This is a genomic window from Aerococcus urinaeequi (assembly GCF_001543205.1).
Classification (GTDB): Bacteria; Bacillota; Bacilli; order Lactobacillales; family Aerococcaceae; genus Aerococcus; species Aerococcus urinaeequi.
The window spans coordinates 997,303-1,020,556 of the sequence record NZ_CP014162.1; the positions used below are offsets into that span (position 1 = coordinate 997,303).

Annotated in this window: 17 protein-coding genes; 8 read left to right on the forward strand and 9 right to left on the reverse strand. The window is 39.3% G+C overall.

Annotation, left to right across the window (positions count from 1 at the left end; genetic code table 11):
• Positions 1–302 precede the first annotated feature (302 nt).
• The 5 genes from AWM74_RS04485 to AWM74_RS04505 all read right to left on the reverse strand — a co-directional run bounded on the left by AWM74_RS04485 (position 303) and on the right by AWM74_RS04505 (position 7,671).
• Positions 303–1,511 carry a GerMN domain-containing protein gene (locus tag AWM74_RS04485; protein ID WP_026465527.1) on the reverse strand — a complete coding sequence of 403 codons (1,209 nt, stop codon included), beginning with the start codon at positions 1,509–1,511 and terminating at the stop codon, positions 303–305.
• Positions 1,512–1,693: 182 nt separating this feature from the next.
• Positions 1,694–2,923, reverse strand: a complete 1,230-nt coding sequence (locus tag AWM74_RS04490; RefSeq protein WP_051218159.1) for a mechanosensitive ion channel — start codon at positions 2,921–2,923, stop codon at positions 1,694–1,696.
• Positions 2,924–3,236: 313 nt separating this feature from the next.
• A complete protein-coding gene (locus AWM74_RS04495; RefSeq protein ID WP_026465529.1) occupies positions 3,237–3,683 on the reverse strand; it encodes a PTS mannitol transporter subunit IIA in 447 nt (148 codons plus the stop codon).
• A complete protein-coding gene (locus tag AWM74_RS04500) occupies positions 3,684–5,756 on the reverse strand; it encodes a BglG family transcription antiterminator (protein WP_026465530.1) in 2,073 nt (690 codons plus the stop codon).
• Between the two features lie 109 nt (positions 5,757–5,865).
• A complete protein-coding gene (locus AWM74_RS04505; RefSeq protein WP_081665634.1) occupies positions 5,866–7,671 on the reverse strand; it encodes a PTS mannitol transporter subunit IIBC in 1,806 nt (601 codons plus the stop codon).
• A gap of 172 nt (positions 7,672–7,843) precedes the next feature.
• Here AWM74_RS04505 and gnd point away from each other — a divergent pair, with 172 nt between their 5' ends.
• Entirely contained in the window at positions 7,844–8,740 is an 897-nt protein-coding gene (gene gnd, locus AWM74_RS04510) for a phosphogluconate dehydrogenase (NAD(+)-dependent, decarboxylating) (protein ID WP_016897189.1), read from the forward strand.
• Positions 8,741–9,109: 369 nt separating this feature from the next.
• Positions 9,110–10,804: an adenine deaminase gene (ade, locus tag AWM74_RS04515; RefSeq protein ID WP_026465532.1), complete on the forward strand. Its 1,695-nt coding sequence runs from the start codon at positions 9,110–9,112 to the stop codon at positions 10,802–10,804.
• A 94-nt stretch (positions 10,805–10,898) separates the two neighbouring features.
• Here ade and jag read toward each other — a convergent pair whose 3' ends face one another.
• From jag to rpmH, 4 genes are read right to left on the reverse strand one after another with little or no spacing between them, the layout of a single operon-like run.
• Positions 10,899–11,900 (reverse strand): RNA-binding cell elongation regulator Jag/EloR, encoded by a 1,002-nt coding sequence (gene jag, locus AWM74_RS04520; protein ID WP_026465533.1) that lies wholly within the window; start codon positions 11,898–11,900, stop codon positions 10,899–10,901.
• A gap of 15 nt (positions 11,901–11,915) precedes the next feature.
• Positions 11,916–12,743, reverse strand: a complete 828-nt coding sequence (yidC, locus tag AWM74_RS04525; RefSeq protein ID WP_026465534.1) for a membrane protein insertase YidC — start codon at positions 12,741–12,743, stop codon at positions 11,916–11,918.
• Positions 12,744–12,775: 32 nt separating this feature from the next.
• Complete coding sequence (gene rnpA / locus AWM74_RS04530; protein WP_026465535.1) at positions 12,776–13,153, reverse strand: ribonuclease P protein component; 378 nt, start codon at positions 13,151–13,153, stop codon at positions 12,776–12,778.
• 46 nt (positions 13,154–13,199) lie between these two features.
• A complete protein-coding gene (gene rpmH, locus AWM74_RS04535) occupies positions 13,200–13,334 on the reverse strand; it encodes a 50S ribosomal protein L34 (protein WP_003142921.1) in 135 nt (44 codons plus the stop codon).
• 733 nt (positions 13,335–14,067) lie between these two features.
• On the opposite strand from rpmH, the gene dnaA reads away from it, so the two are divergent.
• The 6 genes from dnaA to gyrA all read left to right on the forward strand — a co-directional run bounded on the left by dnaA (position 14,068) and on the right by gyrA (position 23,226).
• A complete protein-coding gene (gene dnaA / locus AWM74_RS04540) occupies positions 14,068–15,402 on the forward strand; it encodes a chromosomal replication initiator protein DnaA (RefSeq protein ID WP_060774343.1) in 1,335 nt (444 codons plus the stop codon).
• Positions 15,403–15,636: 234 nt separating this feature from the next.
• Positions 15,637–16,788 carry a DNA polymerase III subunit beta gene (dnaN, locus tag AWM74_RS04545; RefSeq protein ID WP_026465536.1) on the forward strand — a complete coding sequence of 384 codons (1,152 nt, stop codon included), beginning with the start codon at positions 15,637–15,639 and terminating at the stop codon, positions 16,786–16,788.
• A 385-nt stretch (positions 16,789–17,173) separates the two neighbouring features.
• The gene (yaaA, locus tag AWM74_RS04550) at positions 17,174–17,422 is read left to right on the forward strand and encodes a S4 domain-containing protein YaaA (RefSeq protein ID WP_026465537.1); all 249 of its coding nucleotides are present in this window, start codon (positions 17,174–17,176) and stop codon (positions 17,420–17,422) included.
• Positions 17,409–18,524, forward strand: a complete 1,116-nt coding sequence (recF, locus tag AWM74_RS04555) for a DNA replication/repair protein RecF (RefSeq protein ID WP_026465538.1) — start codon at positions 17,409–17,411, stop codon at positions 18,522–18,524. The genes yaaA and recF overlap by 14 nt, the downstream gene beginning before the upstream one ends.
• Before the next feature lie 181 nt (positions 18,525–18,705).
• Positions 18,706–20,628, forward strand: coding sequence for a DNA topoisomerase (ATP-hydrolyzing) subunit B (gene gyrB / locus AWM74_RS04560; RefSeq protein WP_026465539.1), 1,923 nt, complete (start codon positions 18,706–18,708; stop codon positions 20,626–20,628).
• Between the two features lie 18 nt (positions 20,629–20,646).
• Positions 20,647–23,226, forward strand: a complete 2,580-nt coding sequence (gene gyrA, locus AWM74_RS04565) for a DNA gyrase subunit A (protein ID WP_026465540.1) — start codon at positions 20,647–20,649, stop codon at positions 23,224–23,226.
• Positions 23,227–23,254 lie beyond the last annotated feature (28 nt).

A 23,254-nucleotide genomic window follows, 5' to 3' on the forward strand; every position in this document is an offset into this window, starting at 1 on the left:
AATTTATCTACTATTGTTTATATTTGTGCAAATAAAAAAGCGCCCAATCTACCCCTCCCATGGCCTGGTCGGACTAGAAAGACACTTTGACTGTCAAACTACTTTTTTATACATTCGGTATTATACGCAATCTCAATTTAAAAGTAAACAATTTCAATTCAGAAATTGCGACTTTTTTATCCTAGTTTACTACTATTTAAAAAAAGGCAAACAGTTTTTGCTGGGCACCCATTATTAAACGCCCAGCTAGATTCAGGCTGAGCGTTCATTTTGTCATCTTTATCTGTCGATTTACCTGTCATTTAAGGCTGAATATTTTTAGGGACTTCGTATAATGGATAAGCTGGGGTTAATTCAACAACCCCCTCAATGACCATATAGTCGCCTTCAATAGTAGGTTGAATGTAGTCAGCATTATAATACTGGACCACCGTTGCCATCATGGCATCCAACTTAGCCTTCCCTTGTGGATCATCCGCCAATTCACTGATATTTTCGCTAAAGTCAACATAGACATTCTTGCCCGCTCTTGGGTCCTGACCGTCAACACTGATGCTATTGATATCAACACTGTTAGCCATCATTTGTTGGTCCGCGCTGTTGCCACCCTGGAAAATCTGCGTGAATTTCAGCGCCATATCATTATTGGTCGTCATAGCCACCGTTTCATTTGCTTGTTCAAATTCACCTTCGCCATTTGGATAGTAGAAAGTAACTTCCTCACCCCAACCTTCAAAAGATAACTGACTCAAAATTTGAGTGACGAAATAGTACGCTTCAGGGTCAGTACTTTCATCTTCTGCGTAAACCAGTCCCACACCTGGGGCATAATACTCTCTTCGAATACTATTTTCACTGTATTCACTGACCTCTAAAGTCTCGTAAGTGCCAGTCTTCGTTTCAACAGGCACATCGATACCAGTAATTTCACGTTGCCGTCCGTCACTATCCCAAGTATGGCCCACTTCAATCGGCCCCTCAATCAAGACTCTCGTTGGCTCATCTATTTGGGTAATCATATCGCGGGTCAATTCTTCATGGCTATAAGTTTCTGGCTTGGTCACGATTACTTCAGCCTTATCTGCTGTAATCGCCATTAACTCTAGTGTTGTTGTTCCTGTAGTTGCCGTCCGCATAGTTAAAAACTCATCATTAATAAAATCATAGGTCCGGGTAAAGCCCGCAAACTCATTCCCATCACCCTCAAAAACTGCCTGATACCCTTCAATCATTGGAAAATAGTTAGCCACTGTTAAAGCTGGCGCCACTTCTGAGGAAGAACTTTCACTTGCTTCATCATCTGTGAAACTTTCTGCAGTTGAACTCGACTGACTGGATTGCGGATCTTCTGATGTTTCATCACTCGCACTATCACTAGTACTTGAGGACACTTGTTCAGACGAGGATGCCTCACTTTCATCATAAATATCTTCTGCATTATTAAACCAAGAACATGAACCTAACAGTAATGACGTACTCAATAGTAAAAACCAAGTTGCTTTTTGTTTCATTTTTGACACCTCCCAGAATCAACCATGAATACTTTTATCACTTTTATTGTATCTGTTTTCATAATATAGTTAAAGCGTTACGGTAAAACTTAAGTCAGTCTTAAAGACTTCATGCAGTTGAATAGCACAAAGAAAAACCCCCGGCACATAGCCAGGGGTAAGATCTTAACTTTCATTAATGATTAGAATTGGTTGTTATTGTTGTTTTGACCAGATTCTTCTTCAATTTTTTTGTCTAGTTTTTCTAGTTGTTTTTTCGCAAAGTCGCGTCCACCTAAACCAAATGATAAGGCAAAGGCAACTGATAAACCACCAATGATGAATAGGAAGGCCATGTTCACAATATTGTTAGCAAAGTTCAATTGATCTAATGCCATAAATACTGAGAAGACTACGAATACGCCTTTAATGATTGCACCAACCCATTTGCTTTGAGTTGCTTTATTCACTAAGTCGCCAACGAAACGGCCACCAAAGATACCAAGCCCTAAGATAATTAAGGCAATTAATACGTTCGGTAGGTAAGCAATGATTGCTGCACCAACAGTGTTTAAGATCGCTAAGTTTAATACATTTAAGGCTTCAACGGTAAAGAATAAACCAATGACTACAGCAACTACTTGACCAATGATTTCTGAAACATTGATGTTTTTAGTTGTTGCACCAGTTTCACGGTTGAATAAGTTGTTTAAACCAGTGCCCGCAAGTAAGTTTTGTACTAACTCACCAATGACTTTAGCAATCGCAAATCCAATACCTAATAAGATTACTGCTACTAAGATATTTGGAATTGCAGCAGCTACACTATTTAATACACCGATGATTGGTGTTGCAATTGAAGAAATCCCCAATGTCTCAAGGGCTACAACTGCAATTGGAATGAAAACAACAATGTAAGCTACATAAGAAAGTACGTTAGCAATTGTATCTGCTGTTTGTCCGTCTGCTGTTTTGTTACCAGTAAATTTAGCCACATACTTGTCGATGTTAACTGTTTTAACTAGTGAGTAAACTAATTGTTTCACTAAACGCGCTACCACTACCGCCACAATCATAATGATGATTGCACCAACGATTGATGGTAAGAACCCTAAAGCATTTGCTGTCATATCACGAATTGGTGTCGCAATAGAAGCTAAACCAAATGTATCGAAGATGCCTGGTAAGAATAGCACCCAAACAATGTAGTATAGAATTTGCGCGATGGTATCAAACGTTGATTCCGCTTGATCCTCAGTCTCTGCAAGATTCCATTTCACGAAGCGACCTGCTAATCCCACCGCTCGTAAACCTTTTGAAACTGCCTTTTTAACTAATACTGCCACGATCCACGCAATAAGAATTAATAATATACCACCAATGATGGCTGGTATGCTAGCAGCTAAGCTAGCCCATAAACCTGCTAAATCCATTTTTTCCATCTCCTTTTATCTAATAATTTATTTGGAAATCTTCAAAAATAAAGAATTCCTTAAGACTATTTCTAGTTTACTATATTTATAAGTGATATTCACGCGATATACTTTGGGTTATTTTATAACCTTTAGCATAATGGGGTTTTGCGTTTTTTATTTATACATAAAATACATTATAAATACAATTTTAGATATTTTTGTATTTTAACCCCTTGAAAAATGATTATTTCAACCACACGCTAAATAAAAAAGAGCTAACTTTACCCCTTAAGATAAGCTAACTCCTTATATATTCATTTAATTTTCTATATTAGGCTGCTTCAACGCTATCCAACAAAGTCATAATTTCTGCCTCATTTTCAGCATTTACCAATTTCACCACGTTATCAAGGGTTGAACAGAAAATAGCGATTTTAGACAGTAAATCCAGGTGTTCATTGTTAACCCCGGCAATCCCAAAGACAACCATTGCCATCTTTTCTTCATTGGGGTCGTCAGAAAAATCTACCCCAAACGGGATTTGTAGGACCGAAATGCCTGTAGAATGGATGCTTGTTTTGGCCTCATCCGTACCGTGAGGAATGGCAATGAAATTACCCATGTAAGTTGTTACCTCATTCTCGCGGTCGAGCATGGCCTCCACATAAGTGGAATCGACATGTCCGTTATCGACTAACAATTGACCTGCTGCCCTTATCGCAGCTTCCTTCGTTTGAAAATCTTGCTTTAATTTCACCATATTTTGATTAATTTCCATTTAATCATCACCCTTCCCTGACTCCTGTATCGCTTCAACAAATAGTCTACTCAGTAAATTCTTTAAAGTTTCTTCATTCCCCGTATTATATAGATCGGTATTAATATTATTTTCGATAATAGATTGGCTGATCCAACCTAAAACTGTTTTAACGTTGGCATCTAGTGGCGCTGGTGCCAACAATAACAGTATCCGTTTTAGTGAGATCATCTGCCGATCCATCCCTTCAACATAAAAGGGACTCGACAGATTATAGACCTTAAACACCGGTGTCTTCACATCTTCGTGCACACTATGAAATAGAGACATATTGGTCTTTGGAATACCAATTGGCGTGGTCTTGTAGCGTTTAATAATTGCCTGTGACACCAAGGCATCATCCGACACAGCAAGTGGTTTCAGCGATTGTATCACTGCCTCAACGGTCGCCTCCACATGCTCTTTGCTGTTAATGTCTTTGACCTCAAACTGCTTTAACAAATCATCCGCAATCAAGATGGAATCCCGCATCTCTTCAAAGGTTAATTTGTAATTATCATCCCCAAAGTGGTTGGTCAAAGGGTTTTTGTGGCCTAGTTTGTAGGTTTCGATAAAGTCCTTTAACAAGTCAATATCCTTGTCAGCTAGTACCGGTGATATCAATTGGTATTCAACCGGGAAATTTTTAAGCGGGGCTGTCGACAGAATCATACTGTATGACCCGACATCTAATCGGTCAATTTTAGATAATTGTGTGATATCCACTTGAAAAATAGCTTGGAACTGCTTTTCTAGCCGCTCTTTGATAATTTTACCCGCCCCACCATAATTGGAGACAATTACTAATAACCGTGGTTGATAGTTTAAAGAAGGCCCTGCTTCGTAAGATGCTGCAAAGTGCATCAATATATAAGCCGCTTCTTCGTGTGAAATATCGGTTGAAAAAACCGCTTTAAAACTTTCTTCTACTTTGACATACAAGTCTTTGTATTGGTCGACAACCGGTGCTAAACTAGTATCTTTGAAACTCGTGATGGGGTCATTTTCAATCCGCTTCAAGGCGGCCCGAATGTGAGAAATTAACCCCTTGTACAAGCGTTTGTCCTGTCTAAAGTCGTTACTCGTTTTTTCAGAAACGAGTCGGATAAACTTCTGTACCTTATAGGATAATTGGGTGTCAAAGTTCACATTGAAAATCGATTCTTTATTCTTAAAATTGATGCCTTCCAGTTGGTTAACCAATAAATTACGCTCATTGATTGGAATGTTGATTTTCAATTGATTAGCAATATGCCCCGTAATTTGATAAGCCAAATTGATGATATCGCTTGGGACGTTGGTCTCAATACTGACAATATCGCCTATGGAAAAGCCTGCCTGGATTCGGTCAAGGGCATAAGCCAATTGAATCAAAACAGGCCGAATTTGATTGTCATTCATCTTCTTACCTGAGTTTAGGTCACTCTGATGAAAACTTTCCACCACTGCTTTCAAACTGTTATCAGAAATAAAAGTGAGGAAGAAGGGTTTATCGATAGCAGCGCCAATTTCAGATAGATCGGATAAATAAATTGCGCTATCAGATGGAGATAGATTGTTGTAAATGGTTGTCGCCACAATGTTTCGGTTGTTGATTTCATCCACATCCAAGGTAAAGCCTTGCGCCGGTAACCGGTTTACGCGATTAGCCCCCAATCTTTCTTCAATAGCATCTATATCTTGATAGATGGTATTTAAACTGACAGCAAATTGTTGGCTTAAAACTTCTGCTGTCACCGGCTCTTCATTGACCAATAAGGTGGTAATAATGCCATCTTGCCGTTCATCTTTAGAGAAAATATACTGGTTTCGAGCAGTATTTTCTTCCCTCAACATATTTAAAGTTTCCGCATGGCCAACAAGTTTATAGCCCTTGTTCCGTTCGTTGACAATCTCAATATTTAAGGTTTTGAGTGACGCCTCTAAATTCGTAATTTCCCGGTAGACTGTCCGTCGACTCACTTGCAGTAAACTTTGAAAAGAAGAGATAGGAATTTCCGTATGACTATATAACAACTGGTCTAATATAATGGCTTCCCGCTGTGATAGATACATTTGGCACCCGCTCCCTTCTTTTGTTTATTTCCTGCTTGTTTTCTATTAGTTTCCTTTGTTTCTTACTTGTTTCTTATTTAATAATGACTTTTCCGATATTTCCAAGTCCTTATGATTCAATCAGCTGGTCGTAAGCACTGGCTTCTAGTAAATCTTCAATGACCAGGCCATCTAAATCTGGATATAACTCCTGTAAGGAGTGGACGATTGCTTTGTTTCCGATAACTAAAGTAGCGTCGGTTTTATTGGTATGGACTAAATCTTCAACTGCCACAGCCTTGACGGTCACATCATGGATATTGATCTTCTTCAATTTATTCCGTAGAATAGACGCCGCCATGGTGGTTTCGCCTACCTTATCTTCAAATGGTAGATAGATATTGTCGATATTTTGAATCGCTATATTTGTTGTTTGGCTTGCTGTCGTATTATCTGTTTCTTTAACCTCAATTGGTTGCGCAATCATGGCCCCTAAAATCTCATCATAGCGGTCACCGTCTAAGAAATTGTCTACTGAGACGTGCATACCAGATGGATTTTGACGGCGTGCTCGAGGGGTTAATTCATTTTGCGAAATGACTAATGTACCTGGCTCATCCTGTAGATTGTTGATGGCAGAATTTGAAATAGGGATGTTGAGATTGATTTGTTTGGCCTTTTTCCGTAATAAAGAGGCCCCCATGGCACTTGAACCCATTCCTGCATCACAAGCGAAGATGATTTTATTGACGTTCTCAGCTTTTGGAACGTCGGCCACATTTTCAGCTACTTGCGTATTGCTTGTAGTTTGACCTTTAGCAGCACGTTTCTCTGCTTGAACGGCATCTTTAGAAGCTTCAAAATCCTTACCTTCTGAACGGTCAAATTTGAGGATAGCGACCCCAATGGCGAAGGATACCAAGAAGGCGCCGAATACACCTAATAGGATACCAAATAAATCGCCCGGTGGTGTCATGGCAACCACTGAAATAATTGATCCCGGTGACGCTGGTCCTACAAGTCCTACATCAAATAATTGGAAAATGGCAGTACCTGTTACCCCACCACCAATCACCGATAATACCATCAAGGGTTTCATTAACACATAAGGGAAGTACATCTCGTGAATACCACCAAAGAATTGGATAATAAAGGCACCTGGCGCTGAAGATTTAGCTGACCCACTACCAAATAGCATATAAGCTAACAACATACCGCCACCAACACCTGGGTTAATAGACACTAAATATAGAATAGACTTACCGGCTTCTTGTGCTTGTTGGGCACCTAATGGCGTAAATATACCGTGATTGACAGCATTATTCAAAAAGATAACCTTGGCAGGTTCTGTAATGACATTGGCAAGTGGTAAGAAACCGTCGGAAATAATGGCTTGAATACCTACAGAGGCAATATCTGTGATGGCACCAATCGTTGGTCCAACAAAGTAATAGCCAAGTACCGCTAAAATAAAACCTAGGATACCAGAAGAGAAGTTATTAACTAACATTTCAAAACCTTGCGGAATCTTATCTGCAAATTTATCGTCAAATTGCTTCAACAACCAACCAGCAAACGGCCCCATCAGCATGGCCCCTAGAAACATAGGAATTTCAGAACCAACCACAACCCCCATGGTCCCAATCGCCCCGACAACTGCCCCGCGTTGGCCGTGGACTAAACTACCACCACTATAAGCAATCAATAAAGGTAGTAAATAATTTTTCATCGGGTCAATCATTTGAGCCAATTCTTCATTCGGTAGCCAACCAGTGGCTAGAAATAAGGCTGTAATAATCCCCCAAGAAATAAAGGCGCCAATATTTGGCATAATCATACTACTCAGATAAGAACCAAATTTTTGAATCCGAGTTTTCATAGAAATTTTCGTATTTGATCCTGCATCTGACACTGTACTTGTACTCATTTCTGACATTGCGATTCCTCCTCAAAACTTTTAAATTACTCCCATCATAAATCTTAAAAGCCCTTTCTTCAACATTTTGAAAGCGCTATATTTGTCGTCATCAAGTGTGCCAAACTTGAAATGAAGGGTTGATTTTTCCGTGCTAAGATTTAGGTGACTTTAGAAAAAGGAGTGGGAATACATGAAAATTGGTATTATTGGACTTGGAAAAATGGGTGCTAACTTAGCCTTAAATGGCCTTGACCATGGTTGGAACATCATTGGTTACGATGCCTCAGCCCAGGCTAGAGAATCAGCAACAAAGCAAGGGATTCCAACAGTCGCAAGTCAGGAAGCCTTACTAGAAGCACTGGACCAAGAAAAAATCATCTTACTATCAACACCTGCTGGTCACATTACCAACCAGATTCTTCAAGACTTAGGATCAACATTGCAGGCAGGTGATATTGTCATTGATTCTGGCAATTCAAAATACAAAGACAGCTTATTGATGGGGCAAATCCTATTAGATAAGGGGATTTACTTGTTAGATTGCGGGACTTCTGGCGGGATTGATGGGGCTAGAAATGGAGTCAATTTGATGATTGGTGGCGATCCGACAGCCTTTAAAGTTGTTGAACCCTTCTTTAGTGATATCGCTTGTACAGACGGTTATTTATATACTGGTCCTAGTGGGTCAGGTCACTATTTGAAAATGGTCCATAACGGGATTGAATACGGCATGATGCAGGCCATTGGTGAAGGATTTAGCGTCCTAGAAGCTTCAAATTATGACTTCGATTTTGCAGCTGTTTCTAAATTGTGGAACAACGGGTCTGTCGTTCGCTCATGGTTGATGGAACTTTTAGAGGAAAGTTTCAATGACGACAGTCAGTTAGACAAAATCGTAGGCAAAATAGATTCCAGCGGTGAAGCCAAATACACGGTTGAAGAAGCGTTATCACTGGATGTACCCGTTCCAATCATCGCTCAATCCCTATTTGTTCGAAATGACAGTCAATTACCAGACAGTTTTTCAAACAAAGTCGTCTCCGCCTTGCGTTCCGGATTTGGTGGCCACCCGATTGAACGAAAATAAGCCAAAGTGGCTTAATAAATAGAAATGTTAAAACGCAGACTTCAAATCTGCGTTTTTTGCAATACACTTTTGTTTTCATTTGGTATGGAAGGTTAACCTAGCTTTAATCGGGATTTTATCCCTTTTTCCCGAAATTCAGACCTTATCTATTGATTAAAAATAAATTTATCCGAACAATATTTCATTATATTTATTTTATAATTCGTATATTTATTAATTTGTTCTATACTTTTAGGTCTGATTATGGTTATAATACTATTCAAATTTTCAAATCCGATTAATCGACCTGAAGTAGTGAAAAAAGATTCGCTACTTCCAACAAGTTTAACTTCAATATTTGGCAACTAGGTAGCAAAAAAGGGGACAAGCATGGAAAATCTAATTCACGTCGCAAATGGCAAAGCATTAGCTGATATCGTCTTAAAAAACGGTTATGTGATTAATGTATTTACAGAAGAAATCATCCAAACTGATGTGGCCATTATAGGCAACCGGATTGCGGCCTTAGGCGACTATGAAGGCAAGCAAACCATTGATTGTACAGGCAAATACATTGCACCTGGCTTTATCGACGCCCACATGCATATCGAATCTGCCATGGTGACGCCCTTAGAATTTTCAAAATACGCCCTAGCTAAAGGAACAACAACCGTTTTTGCTGATCCACACGAATTGGTCAATGTCCTTGGGCAAAAAGGCTTGGACTTTATGCTGACCAGTATTGAAGAAACGCCCATGACTACCCATATCATGATGCCTTCGTGTGTGCCTGCAACAGATATCGACACCAATGGGGCTGGCGAAATTTTAGCAGCTGACATGGCGCCCTACCTTGAAAACAAGCAAGTCTTTGGTCTAGCTGAAATGATGCGGTTTGATGATGTGGTTAAGGCTGACGGGAAAATACTGGATAAATTGACACTTTTTAAAAACCAAATTGTAGATGGTCATGCCCCTGGTTTAACGGGGAAACCCTTACAAGCATACCGGGCTGCCGGTATTGATACTGAACACGAGGCGGAGAATTACGAGGAAGCGATTGAAAAATTACGGGCTGGCTTTAAATTGTTGATCCGTGAAGGCAGTGCCGCTAGAAACCTTGAGGCAATCCTTAAAGGCTTTGTTGAACATGATATCGCCCTAGACCATTGCATGTTCTGTACGGATGATAAACATCTTGAAGATATTGAAAAAGAAGGCCATATCGACTTTTGCGTCCGTAAGGCGATCGCACTAGGCGTTCCTGCTGCCACAGCTTACAAAATGGCTTCCTATAATGCCGCTCGTGCTTATAACTTACATGATTTAGGAGCAGTCGGGGCTGGCTATCTAGCGGATTTACTCATCATCGATGACCTTGACCAAGTATCAGTTGAACTTGTCATCAAAAACGGAGAAATCATTGACTTTGACCAGTTAAATAGCCAAAATATTGCGCCCGTATCAGATGCTGATCTCTTAAATTCAGTTAAACTGCCGAAAATCAACCAAGAAAATCTTGAATTAAAGGCAGATAACACGCCAGTAAAGGTTATTAACTTGGTGGCACAATCCATTTTGACAAGAGAGTCTGAAGAGATATTACCTAGTGTAGATGGCAAATTTGAAGCCAATAGAGACTTCAATAAGGCTTGTGTGATTGAACGTCACGGTCATTCGGGTGGTATCGGTGTGAGCGCGATTAAGGGCTATAATATTGAAAATGGCGCGATTGCGACTAGTGTGTCCCATGATGCGCATAATATTACGGCCGTGGGCGATAACGACGCTGATATCCTACTGGCGGTGAAAGAATTGGACCGTATTCAAGGAGGCTATGTGATTGCTTCTAAAGGGGAAATTGTTGCAGCCCTACCACTAGAATTGGCTGGTATTATCAGTATCCAGTCAGGCAAAACGGTACAAGCGCAATTAAATAAGATGGTGGCGCATGCTAGAGCACTTGGTGTACCTGAATCTATCGATCCGTTTATGACCCTATCTTTCATTGCCTTAACGGTCATTCCAGAATTACGGCTAACAGATAATGGTCTATATGATGTGAATCTGGGGCAATTTGTATAAGAAAATGAGCGAATACTACGATAATAACCAGAAAAAACGACCCTCAATATCCAGTGATAATGGGGGTCGTTTGCTGTTAATATTTTTATTATTTTTAGTCTTTGTAAGATACAACTAGATATCTATGCGGTTCTTTCCCTTCAGAATGGGTCGCAATATATGAATATCTAGCCAATTGCGCGTGGATAATTTTACGTTCCGCAGCAGGTAGTGGGTCCAAGAAAACAGGTTGTTTTGAATTGGCTACTTGGTCCGCTGTTTTACGTGCTAATCTTGCTAAGGTTTCTTGACGTCTTTCCCGATAATTGCCCACATTTACAATCACTTTGACATGTGGGCGCACATATTGGTGGGTCATCACCTGGGCAAGTGTTTCTAATGAATTAATGATCTTACCGTGTTTACCAATAACCAACCCTTTTTTCTCAGTTTGGATATTGTAAATAACAGTACGACCACGGTCTTCAACCTCAATATTGGCGTCTACTAGGTAGGATGCCAACACGTCTATCAGGTATTCAGCAACATGTTCCACATCTTTGAAGTCTTCATCTACCAATTCTAAGTCTTGGTCCGCTTGAACAGCGGTTTCAGCCGCTTCTTCTGATTCAACTTCTACTTCAGCAATAGTTGCTTCTTTAATAAAAGTTTCCTCATTAATTGATGGTTCAGACTTTTCAGTAGTCACTTCATCAGAGGCAAGTTCTTCATCAACTTCTTTCTCCGATTCAAACTCAGCGCCTTGAGTCTCTGGCGCTTCATCAAAACTTGTTGATTCAACAACTTCTTCTTCAGTTTCATCTGTTACTGAATTGATTTCTGTATCTGCATTTTCAGATGGCGCCACTGCTGATGTGTTTTCTTGACCTAAATCAGGGAAGGAATATAAATCATCTATTGTGGCATCAATTTCGGACACTTCTCGTTCAGTGTAATGGATGGCTACAATCGCATCCTTTGCCCCTAAACCGAGAAATCCTTTTTTGGCTTCTTGAATTACTTGAACTTCAACATCTTCTCGCGCCAACCGAAGTTGTTGCAAGCCTTTGGCAATAGCAGCATCGACTGAAGTCGCTTCAAATCTTTCAGTTTTCAATACAAGAACCTCCTGTTATTTCTTCTTACCATTAGGATTACGTTTTGCTTTTTCTAAACGACGTTCTAGCTCTTTCTCTTTACGAATTTGATCTTCGCGTGCATCACGCTTCTTAAAAGGATTATTCATCACTAATGTTTGAAGAATTGTAAATCCAGTGGACGCCACCCAGTAAAGTGAAATTGCTGATGGTAAGGTTACACCCATGAATAAAATCATTACTGGCATTGTCCATTGCATCATCGCCATTGATGGATTGCTATTTGGTGTACCAATCGTTGTCAAACGTGTGTTATACCATGTTAGAATAGCTGCAATAATTGGGATTACAAATAGTTGGTCAGGAACTCCTAATTCTAACCATAAGAAGTGACCTTGGCTTAGAATTTCTGTTCTAGAAATAGATTGGTATAAGGCCATCAAGATTGGCAATTGAATTAACATTGGTAAACAACCAGACCACATGCTATAGTCATATTTTTCATTTAACTTGGCTGTTTCTTCTTGTAATTTTTGCTGAGTCTCTGGATCCTTAGATGCATATTTTTCTTGCAAGGCTTTTAGCTCAGGCTGCATCATTTGCATTTTTTCAGTACTTTGTGTTTGGTACTTGGTTAATGGAATCAAGATGATACGAATGATCAAGGTAAAGGCAATAATCCCTACACCATAGTTACCAAAGATATCTGATAACCACACAATAATACGTGAAAAGTTATAGACGATGTAACGGTCCCACAAACCTGTCGAATTCTCATCGATTGGACTTGTCCCACAAGCCGCTAGAAAGATAACAGCCATCATGGTGATTGCTAAAATCTTCCACATTTTTTTACTTCGAATATTCAATTTTTACAAATCCTCCACGAATTCTACTATTCATGTGGTAATGACTTTGCTTTTGTATCCTCTTTTATCGGATTATAAATTTTTGCCAAAGATAGCACATGAATCAAACTTTTTTTCACTTCAGCTGTTGTCATATCTGCAGCTGGCTTACGAGCAATCACGATAAAATCATTAGACGGATCAATGCCTGCCTTAAGTTCGGTAATGCTTTGACGAATTTTTCGCTTCACTGCATTACGGGTAACAGCGTTTCCAATTTTCTTACCGACAGAGATACCAATCCGGAAATGGGGTTGGTCCTTCTCCAATCGATAAATAACAAATTGGCGATTCGCAGTACTATGACCGTGATGAAATACCTGGCCAAAATCTTTCTCAGATTTGACTCTATAAGATTTCCGCACGTAAGTTCGCCTCCTTAATAAAAAAAGACCACATATTAATGTGATCTTATGCAGAAATAACTTTTCTTCCTTTTCTACGACGAGCTGCTAAAACGTGACGACCGTTTTTAGTGCTCATACGTTTACGGAAACCGTGAACTTTTTGACGATGACGTTTTTTAGGTTGGTATGTTCTTTTCATTACTTGCACCTCCTGTTGCGATTAAGTCTTTCGTTTTTTTATTAATATAAAACGACTGTAATATTATATACAATAAAAAGTCGAAATTCAATTTCAGGTGCGAAATTTCGCACTCGTAATCAAGATTTTACCACATCATACCCCATATCACAATACTTTTTGTACAAATATTGGTTTTTTTAAAGGTTTTCGACCGGTAAAACTCGTCTATATTATAACAGATATTTCTAAAAAAAAGAAAAATCCTCCCTAAATTGATGTCCTCTTTTTTTCACAAACTCACTTTTAAAATTTCACAAACTATGTGAAGGAAAAAATGGTAAACTCTTATTCACAAAGTGTGTACGAAATTTGCACAAGCCTGTGGTTAGTTGCTGCAAGTTTTGAATTATCCCAAAAGTTTTTAAAAGACTTTTCAACAAATCCACAGTTTTGCAAAACTTTTCCCCACCTGTTGATAACTCATCAAAATCCCTTATAAATTGACCTTTAAACAAGCATAATTATACACAAGACTTTAGATTCGGTAAAAAGTTAACAGGTTTATTCACATCCTGTGGAAAACATTTATCAAAAGTTGTGATTATTTTTATTCACATCCTAATCTTTCTGTGGAAAACTGTTTTTTTTCATGATATTATGAATGAGCTTAACGAATTTAAAGTTTCGTCGTACTAACATATTTCAATATGTTTGATATAAAAATTTTGTACACTAAGGAGCTAGGAAATATATGAGTGAATTAAACCGATTATGGGATTACGTCACCCAATACTTCAAAGAAGAGTTGCCTAAAACAAGTTTCGATACTTGGATTAAAGACCTAGATCCTGTTGCCTTTGAGAATGATACCTTGTATTTAAAAGCCATTTCAGTGCTACACAAGGACCATATTGAGAAACATTATTCGATACAGATTCGACAAGTTTTATTTGAATACTTGAACCATGACGTGAATCTAGTCGTGAGTTTAAAAGATGATCGGTCACAATCAGCCAATCAAATTCAAGTAAACAACCATAATGACAATATTGAAGACAACGGATCAGATCTATTAAATCCAAAATATACCTTTGATAACTTCGTCGTCGGTGAAGGTAATAAAATGGCTCACGCTGCAGCTTTAGCTGTTGCAGAAGGCCCCGGCCGCGACTACAATCCCCTATTCTTCTTCGGTGGTGTAGGGTTAGGTAAAACCCACTTGATGCAAGCAATTGGTCATGAAGTATTACGGACAAACCCTAATGCTAAAATAAAATACGTCTCTAGTGAAACCTTCACCAATGACTTTATTAATGCCATTCGTAAGAACACTACAGACGCCTTCCACCGAGAGTATCGAACAGTCGATATGTTATTAGTGGATGATATTCAATTTATTGGGAATAAACAGTCTACCCAGGAAGAATTCTTCCATACATTTAACGTGCTCTATAATAATAATAAACACATCGTATTAACCAGTGACCGTGACGCCAGTCAGATCCCTGAGTTAGAAGACCGGTTAGTTTCCCGCTTTAAGCAAGGCTTATCAACGGATATTACACCGCCAGATTTAGAGACACGGATTGCCATTTTGCGTAATAAAGCCAACGTCAATGGCTTACAAATTCCTGACGATACCCTTTCATATATTGCTGGACAAATTGACTCCAACATTCGTGAATTGGAAGGTGCTTTAACTAGTGTACAGGCCTTTGCGGTCATGAACCAAGAGGACTTAACGCCAAATACTGCAGCTAAAGCGCTCAGAAATTACAAGAGCAATGTGAAAAGTAATTCACCGACCATTCCAAATATCCTTGAGACAGTGGCCCAATACTTTAATTTGCAGGTTTCTGATCTTAAAGGGAAGAAACGGGTACGCCAAATCGTGGTTCCACGCCAAATTGCCATGTATTTAAGTAGAGAATTAACAGATGCTTCCCTACCAAAAATTGGGCAGGAATTCGGCGGTAAAGACCATACGACAGTTCTTCACGCTTATGACAAGATTAAAAAGGATATCGATGAAAAAAGTGAGTTAGAACGTGATGTTGACAGTATTCGTCGTTTATTAGAAAAATAATGACTTATCTACATCATCTGAGTCTGAGTTTGAAATGACTTATGCTAAAATATAGGTAAGAAAAGGAGGTTGTGGATAATTGTTCATAACCTCTCTGTTTTTTCCACAGGTTATGCACATGTGGAAAAGTTTATTTTGACAAGCTTTCTTAAAGTTATCAACAAGATTAACAGGGCCTATTACTATTACTATCTTTTTATCTATAATTAAAATATATATACAAGGAGTGCACACATGAAATTTTCTATTAATCGGTCTGTTTTTATTCAAAATTTGACGGACGTTCAAAGAGCAATTAGTTCAAGAACAACGATACCTGTTTTGACAGGTGTTAAAATCTCAGTTAAAGAAGAAGGACTTTATTTAACTGGATCTGATGCAACAATTTCCATTGAGGCATTTATTGATGCTAAAGATGATGACAATAAATTAAAAATTGAAGCCACTGGTGATATTGTCTTACCATCTCGTTTCTTAGGTGAAATAGTGAAGAAATTACCATCAGATATGATGAATTTAGAAGTTGTTGAAAACTTCCAAACAGAAATCACTTCTGACCGTGCATCATTTACATTAAATGGGATTAATGGTAGTGAATATCCACGTTTACCTGAAATCGATGCAAAACAAACTTACGCATTACCAACAGATACCTTTAAACAAGTGGTCAACCAAACCATTATTTCTGTATCTAACCAAGAAATTCGCCCTATTTTCACTGGGATTCATTTTGAAATTGGGAATGGTGAGTTAAAAGCAGTTGCAACTGACTCTCATCGTTTAAGTCAACGCATTATGCCGTTAACAATGCCAGAAGTAGCTGGTGATACAGTGTTAGATATCAATATTCCAGGTCGTTCATTACAAGAATTAATCCGTATTGTGGATAGTAATGAAGACATTGAGATGATGGTGACAGACAATCAAGTATTGTTTAAAGCTCGTAATATTTACCTATACTCTCGTTTACTAGAAGGTAACTACCCGAATACAGACCGTTTATTACCTAATGACCACTCAACAATTATTGAAGTGGCAGCGAGTGAATTAGTGAATGCTGTTGAACGTGCTTTGATTTTAAGTCACGAAGGTAAAAATAATGTGGTTCGTTTGAATATTTCAGACCAAAATATTATTTTATCTAGTCAATCTGCTGAAGTTGGGAATGTAGAAGAAGAAATCAATGTAGTGAAAGCTGAAGGGGAAGCTTTAGAAATTTCCTTCAACCCTGATTACTTACGTGAAGCGTTGAAATCATTTGGTCAACAAAATGTACAAATTGGCTTCCAGTCATCTTCACACCCCTTCACCTTATTACCAAGTGACCAAACTGATAACTTCAATTTCGTTCAATTGATTACCCCAATTCGTACACCAAGAGGTTAATTGAAGCTAATTGGAGAAATGACAAAAGCCGCTAAAAATTGATGTCGAAGGTCAAATCATTTTCATATGGTTAGCCAAATGGATAAGGATCAAAATCATTTACTGGTTTTGGTCCTTTTTTTTGGTCTACATATAAAAATGTGCCAATTTTTGACTTTTAAGCCCTTTAAGTAAGATTCTAGGTATTTCCCTATCTAAAATGCCAACTTTTAATATAGGGCCTTTATTTGCTAAATACGGTAAATTAGCGTATAATTAAGGGTGTATAAATAAAAGTGAAATCGTTGAATCTGCTAAGGACCACTAGCTGTGTCCGGTGATGGCAAGAAGAGACGATTTATTTTATGTGAAGAGCGAATTTGGAAGATGAATGTGGGGTGAAATGATGGCTGAAATCGTAAAAATTAAAACAGCATATATTACATTGAGTCAGTTATTAAAAATTTCTGGTGCGATAGGTACTGGCGGAGAAGCGAAATGGTATCTACAAGAAAATGATGTCGTTGTAGACGGTGAAATTGATAACCGACGTGGACGTAAATTGTATCCAGGTATGGTTATTGCAATACCGAATGAAGGTGAATTTATCATCGAAAGCCATGAAGCGCATGGTGATGGACATGCAGCTGAATAACATTAAGTTAAAGGACTTCAGAAATTATGAAGATCTAACAGTCACATTTTCTCCTGGGGTGAACGTCTTTATTGGCGAGAATGCCCAGGGGAAAACATCTTTATTAGAGGCTATTTATATGATGTCACTGGCAAGAAGTCACCGTACGGCCAATGAAAAAGATACCATCCGTTGGCAACAAGACTTTGCGCGTATTGAAGGTAGTATATCAACGAGAACGAATCTAGATTTACCACTAGCGCTAACCATCACGAAATCTGGTAAACGCGCAAAAGTGAACCATTTAAACCAAAACCGGATGAGTGATTATATTGGCAAATTGAATGTGGTCCTTTTTGCCCCGGAAGATTTAGAACTGATTAAAGGTGCCCCGCAACTTAGACGAAAGTTTATTGATATGGAGCTTGGGCAAATGAGCCCGAAGTACCTGTATGAGTCGGTTCAATATAATCGATTATTAAAACAACGAAATGCCTACCTCAAGCAATTATTATATAAAGAAACCCAAGATCAAATTTATTTAGATATTCTCACTGAACAGTTAGCGGCGTCTGCTACCCATGTTATTTACCAACGGCTACGTTTTGTAGACCAACTGGAATCATGGGCTAAACCCATCCATTCAAACATTTCACATGGGCTTGAAGAGTTGACTTTAGCTTATCGTGGTCCAATTGAGTTGACTTTAGATATGACTGAAGATGCCATTTACCAGCAGTTGATGACGAAATTTAAAGAGAAGAAAGACCATGAATTTGCCAGAGGGGTTACTTTGGTTGGTCCACATCGGGATGATTTGACCTTTAAGGTGAATGGCCGTGATGTGCAGAAATTTGGTTCCCAAGGACAGCAACGGACGACTGTATTGAGTATGAAATTAGCAGAAATCGAATGCATGCATGAAGTTTTAGGGGAATACCCTATTTTACTATTGGATGACGTACTCAGTGAATTAGATGATGAGCGGCAAACCCACTTATTGAAGTCTATACAGTCGAAAGTCCAAACCTTTTTAACAACAACAAGTTTAGATGGTATTCAAAGAGAATTAATTGAAGAACCAAGGGTTTTCAATATTGATGCAGGCGCGATAGCGGAATAAGTAAGCGTGCGGGTTAGGCGTGGCCTAAAATCCCATGGCGCTATTGAGATTGAATAATTCACGTAATAGGAGTGGGAAAATGGCAAACAATGCTAATGAAAACAACAACAATGAAAATGAAATGTTGACCAATGAAGAAGCACTCGTCCAACCAGAGGACCTTGTTTCTGAAGAAGAAAAAATGGCCAAGAAACGCGAATTGGCGAAAGACTATGATGCTAGCCAAATTCAAGTATTGGAAGGTCTAGAAGCTGTACGTAAGCGTCCAGGGATGTATATCGGGTCAACTTCAGCTAGTGGTTTACACCATTTAGTATGGGAGATTGTCGATAACTCAATTGATGAGGCCCTAGCAGGATTTGCGGGTCACATCAAAATCACCATTGAAAAAGATAATTCTATTACAGTTGTCGATGATGGTCGCGGGATTCCCGTTGATATCCAGTCAAATACCGGTCGTTCAGCGGTAGAAACAGTCTTTACTGTCCTACATGCCGGTGGTAAATTCGGCGGTGGCGGGTATAAAGTATCCGGTGGTCTTCACGGGGTTGGGGCCTCTGTTGTAAACGCCCTTTCTGAATGGTTGCATGTATATGTCCATAAAAATGGCCGCATCTACCACCAAGAATTCCGCCAAGGCGCTATTGTGTCGGATGTTGAACAAACTGGTGATACAGATACCCATGGTACGGTTGTGCATTTTAAACCGGATGCAGAGATTTTTACCGAGACAACCACCTTTGAATTTGAAGTTTTAAACCGACGTGTCCGGGAGTTAGCCTTCTTGAATAAGGGCTTACGGATTTCTTTAATGGATGCTAGATCAGAAAACCAAGAAACAGCTTCTTACCACTATGAAGGTGGGATTAAAGAATATATTGAGTACATGAATAAAGATAAAAATGTTCTATTTGAACAACCGATTTATCTTGAAGATGAGCAAGATGGGATTGAAGTAGAGGTAGCTTTACAATACACGGATGGCTTCCACTCAAATATCTTAAGCTTTGCGAATAATATCCATACTTTTGAAGGTGGTATGCATGAATCAGGAGCAAAGACTGCTCTTACACGTGTGATTAACAACTATGCTCGCTCGCAAAAGTTAATTAAAGAAAATGAAGATAATTTAACGGGGGAAGATGTGCGTGAAGGGATCACCTTAATTGTATCTATTCGCCATCCGGATCCTCAATTTGAAGGTCAAACCAAAATGAAATTGGGAAACTCTGAAGTTCGAACGATTACCGATAATTTATTTGCGACGCATTTTGAAACGTTCCTACTAGAGAATCCGCAAATTGCCCGTCGTATTGTCGATAAAGGTACTGTAGCCTCTAAAGCCCGTTTAGCAGCTAAGCGAGCTCGTGAAATGACCCGTAAAAAATCAGGCCTAGAGATTTCCAACCTACCTGGTAAATTAGCCGACTGCTCAAGCCGTAATCCAGAAGAATCTGAATTATTCATCGTTGAGGGGAACTCGGCCGGTGGATCAGCGAAACAAGGCCGTTCACGTCACTTCCAAGCTATTTTGCCGATTCGAGGTAAAATCTTGAACGTTGAAAAAGCTTCGATGGACAGAATTTTAGCCAACGAAGAAATTCGTTCATTATTTACCGCAATGGGTACAGGTTGGCAAAATGATTTCGACATCACCAAGGCACGTTACCACAAATTGGTTATTATGACCGATGCCGATGTCGATGGTGCCCACATCCGTGCCTTACTATTAACTTTAATTTACCGTTATATGCGCCCTATCTTGGACGCTGGCTATGTTTATATCGCAGTGCCACCTTTATACCAAGTCCGTCAAGGTAAAAAGATTGTCTACCTAGATACTGACAAGCAATTAGAAGAATACCTACAAACTATCCCAGCGACACCAAAACCAGCTATCCAACGTTATAAAGGTTTGGGTGAAATGGACGCTGAACAACTTTGGGAAACCACAATGGACCCAACCAACAGAACATTATTACAAGTAAACGTAGACGATGCAGTAGAAGCAGACAAAATCATCAATATGTTGATGGGTGACCACGTTGAACCAAGACGTGACTTCATCGAAGAGAATGCTACCTACGCCAACATCGATTTATAGTAAGGAGGGAAAAGTTTCATGAGTGAAGAAATTAAAGAACAATTCCCACAACGTGAGATATCGCAAGAAATGCGGACGTCATTTCTTGATTATGCCATGTCAGTTATTGTGGCACGTGCCCTGCCGGATGTCCGTGATGGCTTAAAACCCGTTCACCGTCGTATCCTTTATGGGATGAATGAATTAGGAGTTACCTCAGATAAACCTTTTAAAAAATCAGCCCGTATCGTTGGGGACGTAATGGGTAAATATCATCCGCATGGGGATTCGGCTATCTATGAATCAATGGTGCGTATGGCCCAAGACTTCTCTTACCGCTACATGCTAGTAGATGGTCACGGGAACTTCGGTTCAGTCGATGGTGACCAAGCCGCAGCTATGCGTTATACCGAAGCTCGTATGAGTAAGATTGCCCACGAAATGGTTCGTGACATGAATAAAGATACCGTTGATTTTATCCCTAACTATGACGGTGAAGAGCGTGAGCCAGAAGTATTACCAGCTCGCTTTCCTAACCTATTAGTAAACGGGACAACCGGTATCGCAGTTGGGATGACCACCAATATCCCAACCCATAACCTAAGCGAAGTCATCGGCGCCATTAAAATTTTAATGCAGAACGCTGACGCAACAACCAACGAATTGATGGAGGCTTTACCAGGACCAGACTTCCCAACCGGTGGTATTGTCATCGGGAAATCAGGTATCCGTAAGGCTTATGAGACTGGAAAAGGGACAATCATTGTCCGTGCTAAATTAGACATTGAAACCTTGTCTTCAGGTAAAGAACGGATTATCGTTCATGAAATTCCTTACATGGTGAACAAGGCTAAATTAGTCGAACGTATCGCTGAACTAGCTCGCGACAAACGGGTAGAAGGGATCACCGCTGTACGTGACGAATCTGGTCGTGAAGGTATGCGTGTCGTTATTGAATGCCGTAAAGATGCCAGCGCATCTGTAATCGTCAATAACCTTTACAAATACACGCAATTACAAACAAACTTTGGTATTAACATGGTAGCGATTGTAAATGGTGTACCACGTACCCTAAGCTTGAAAGAAATCCTACAAAACTACCTACTTCACCAAGAAGAAGTTATCCGTCGTCGTTCGATTTTCGAGAAAAACAAGGCTGAAGCGCGTGCCCACATCCTAGAAGGGTTGCAAATTGCCTTAGACCATATCGACGAAATTGTGAATATCTTACGTACATCACGTTCAGGTGACGAAGCGAAAGCCCGTTTTATCGAGGACTACAAGCTATCAGATAAACAATCGCAAGCTATCTTAGACATGCGTCTAGTTCGTCTAACTGGTTTAGAACGTGAGAAAATTGATAAAGAACACGCCGAATTAATGGCGCAAATCGACTACTTAAACCAAGTATTAGGATCTGAAACAATGCGTTACCAAATCATTTACGATGAATTAATTGAAATCGAAAGTAAATTCGGTGATGACCGTCGTACAGAGTTAATGGTTGGTGAAATCCACAATATCGATGATGAAGACCTGATTGAAGAAAGTAACGTGATTGTTACCTTAACGCAAAATGGGTATATCAAACGTATTGATGATGTAGAATTTAGAGCTCAAAATCGTGGAGGTACGGGTGTTAAGGGGATGAGTATGAACGACGATGACTTCGTTGAAACCATGTTATCTACCTCAACCCACGACTCAGTCCTATTCTTCACCAACACTGGTCGCGTATTCCACTCTAAAGGTTATGAAATTCCAGAGTTTGGTCGTGCTGCAAAAGGGATTCCAGTTGTTAACCTGCTAAATCTACAACAAGACGAAACTGTTCAAGCAATGATCAACGTGACCCCAATTGAAGACGCAGAAGTAAAAGAACACTTATTATTCGTAACGAAAAACGGTACTGTAAAACGTACCAATGCAAGTGACTACTTCAATATCCGTAACAATGGGTTAATCGCCTTGAAACTAGCTGAAGGCGATGAATTAGTGAAAGTTGTCTTAACTAGTGGTGATGACAACATTATTATCGCGTCCCAAGATGGTTATGCCGTAAGTTTCCAAGAAACAAACGTCCGTAGCATGGGTCGTACCGCTACAGGTGTTCGCGGTATTCGTTTAAATGACGGCGATCAAGTGGTTGGTATGTCCGTACTTGGACCAGATGATAATGTACTAGTGGTTACTGAAAAAGGTTACGGTAAACAAACACCAGCCAGCGAATATGGTATTAAAAACCGTGGCGGTAAAGGGGTTAAAACCATTAATGTTACCGAGAAAAATGGTATCTTAGTTGGTTTAACAACCGTTTCAGGAGAAGAAGACATCATGTTAATGACCAATCAAGGTATAGCTATTCGTTTCCATGCGAAAAATATTTCGCAAACAGGTCGTGCAACACAAGGTGTGCGTTTAATCCGTCTAGCTGAAGATTCATATGTATCAGCAATTGCTAAAGTAGAAGCAATTGAAGAAGCATTAGCAGCAACACCTCTAGAAAATAAAACTGCTATTGATGCCCAATTAGCAGATGAACCCTCTGATGAAATGATTTCTCGTATGCAAGAATTCGCAGATGATGCATTACCAGATTATGAAGAATCAGAAGAATAATATTGTAATAAACTATATATAAAAAATA

What these genes read in the sequence shown, in the direction of transcription:
- AWM74_RS04485 (WP_026465527.1), bottom strand. Translation starts at nt 1,511, where the DNA reads ATGAAACAAAAAGCAACTTGGTTTTTACTATTGAGTACGTCATTACTG.
- AWM74_RS04490 (WP_051218159.1), bottom strand. Translation starts at nt 2,923, where the DNA reads ATGGATTTAGCAGGTTTATGGGCTAGCTTAGCTGCTAGCATACCAGCC.
- AWM74_RS04495 (WP_026465529.1), bottom strand. Translation starts at nt 3,683, where the DNA reads ATGGAAATTAATCAAAATATGGTGAAATTAAAGCAAGATTTTCAAACG.
- AWM74_RS04500 (WP_026465530.1), bottom strand. Translation starts at nt 5,756, where the DNA reads ATGTATCTATCACAGCGGGAAGCCATTATATTAGACCAGTTGTTATAT.
- AWM74_RS04505 (WP_081665634.1), bottom strand. Translation starts at nt 7,671, where the DNA reads ATGTCAGAAATGAGTACAAGTACAGTGTCAGATGCAGGATCAAATACG.
- gnd (WP_016897189.1), top strand. Translation starts at nt 7,844, where the DNA reads ATGAAAATTGGTATTATTGGACTTGGAAAAATGGGTGCTAACTTAGCC.
- ade (WP_026465532.1), top strand. Translation starts at nt 9,110, where the DNA reads ATGGAAAATCTAATTCACGTCGCAAATGGCAAAGCATTAGCTGATATC.
- rpmH (WP_003142921.1), bottom strand. Translation starts at nt 13,334, where the DNA reads ATGAAAAGAACATACCAACCTAAAAAACGTCATCGTCAAAAAGTTCAC.
- dnaA (WP_060774343.1), top strand. Translation starts at nt 14,068, where the DNA reads ATGAGTGAATTAAACCGATTATGGGATTACGTCACCCAATACTTCAAA.
- dnaN (WP_026465536.1), top strand. Translation starts at nt 15,637, where the DNA reads ATGAAATTTTCTATTAATCGGTCTGTTTTTATTCAAAATTTGACGGAC.
- yaaA (WP_026465537.1), top strand. Translation starts at nt 17,174, where the DNA reads ATGGCTGAAATCGTAAAAATTAAAACAGCATATATTACATTGAGTCAG.
- recF (WP_026465538.1), top strand. Translation starts at nt 17,409, where the DNA reads ATGCAGCTGAATAACATTAAGTTAAAGGACTTCAGAAATTATGAAGAT.
- gyrB (WP_026465539.1), top strand. Translation starts at nt 18,706, where the DNA reads ATGGCCAAGAAACGCGAATTGGCGAAAGACTATGATGCTAGCCAAATT.
- gyrA (WP_026465540.1), top strand. Translation starts at nt 20,647, where the DNA reads ATGAGTGAAGAAATTAAAGAACAATTCCCACAACGTGAGATATCGCAA.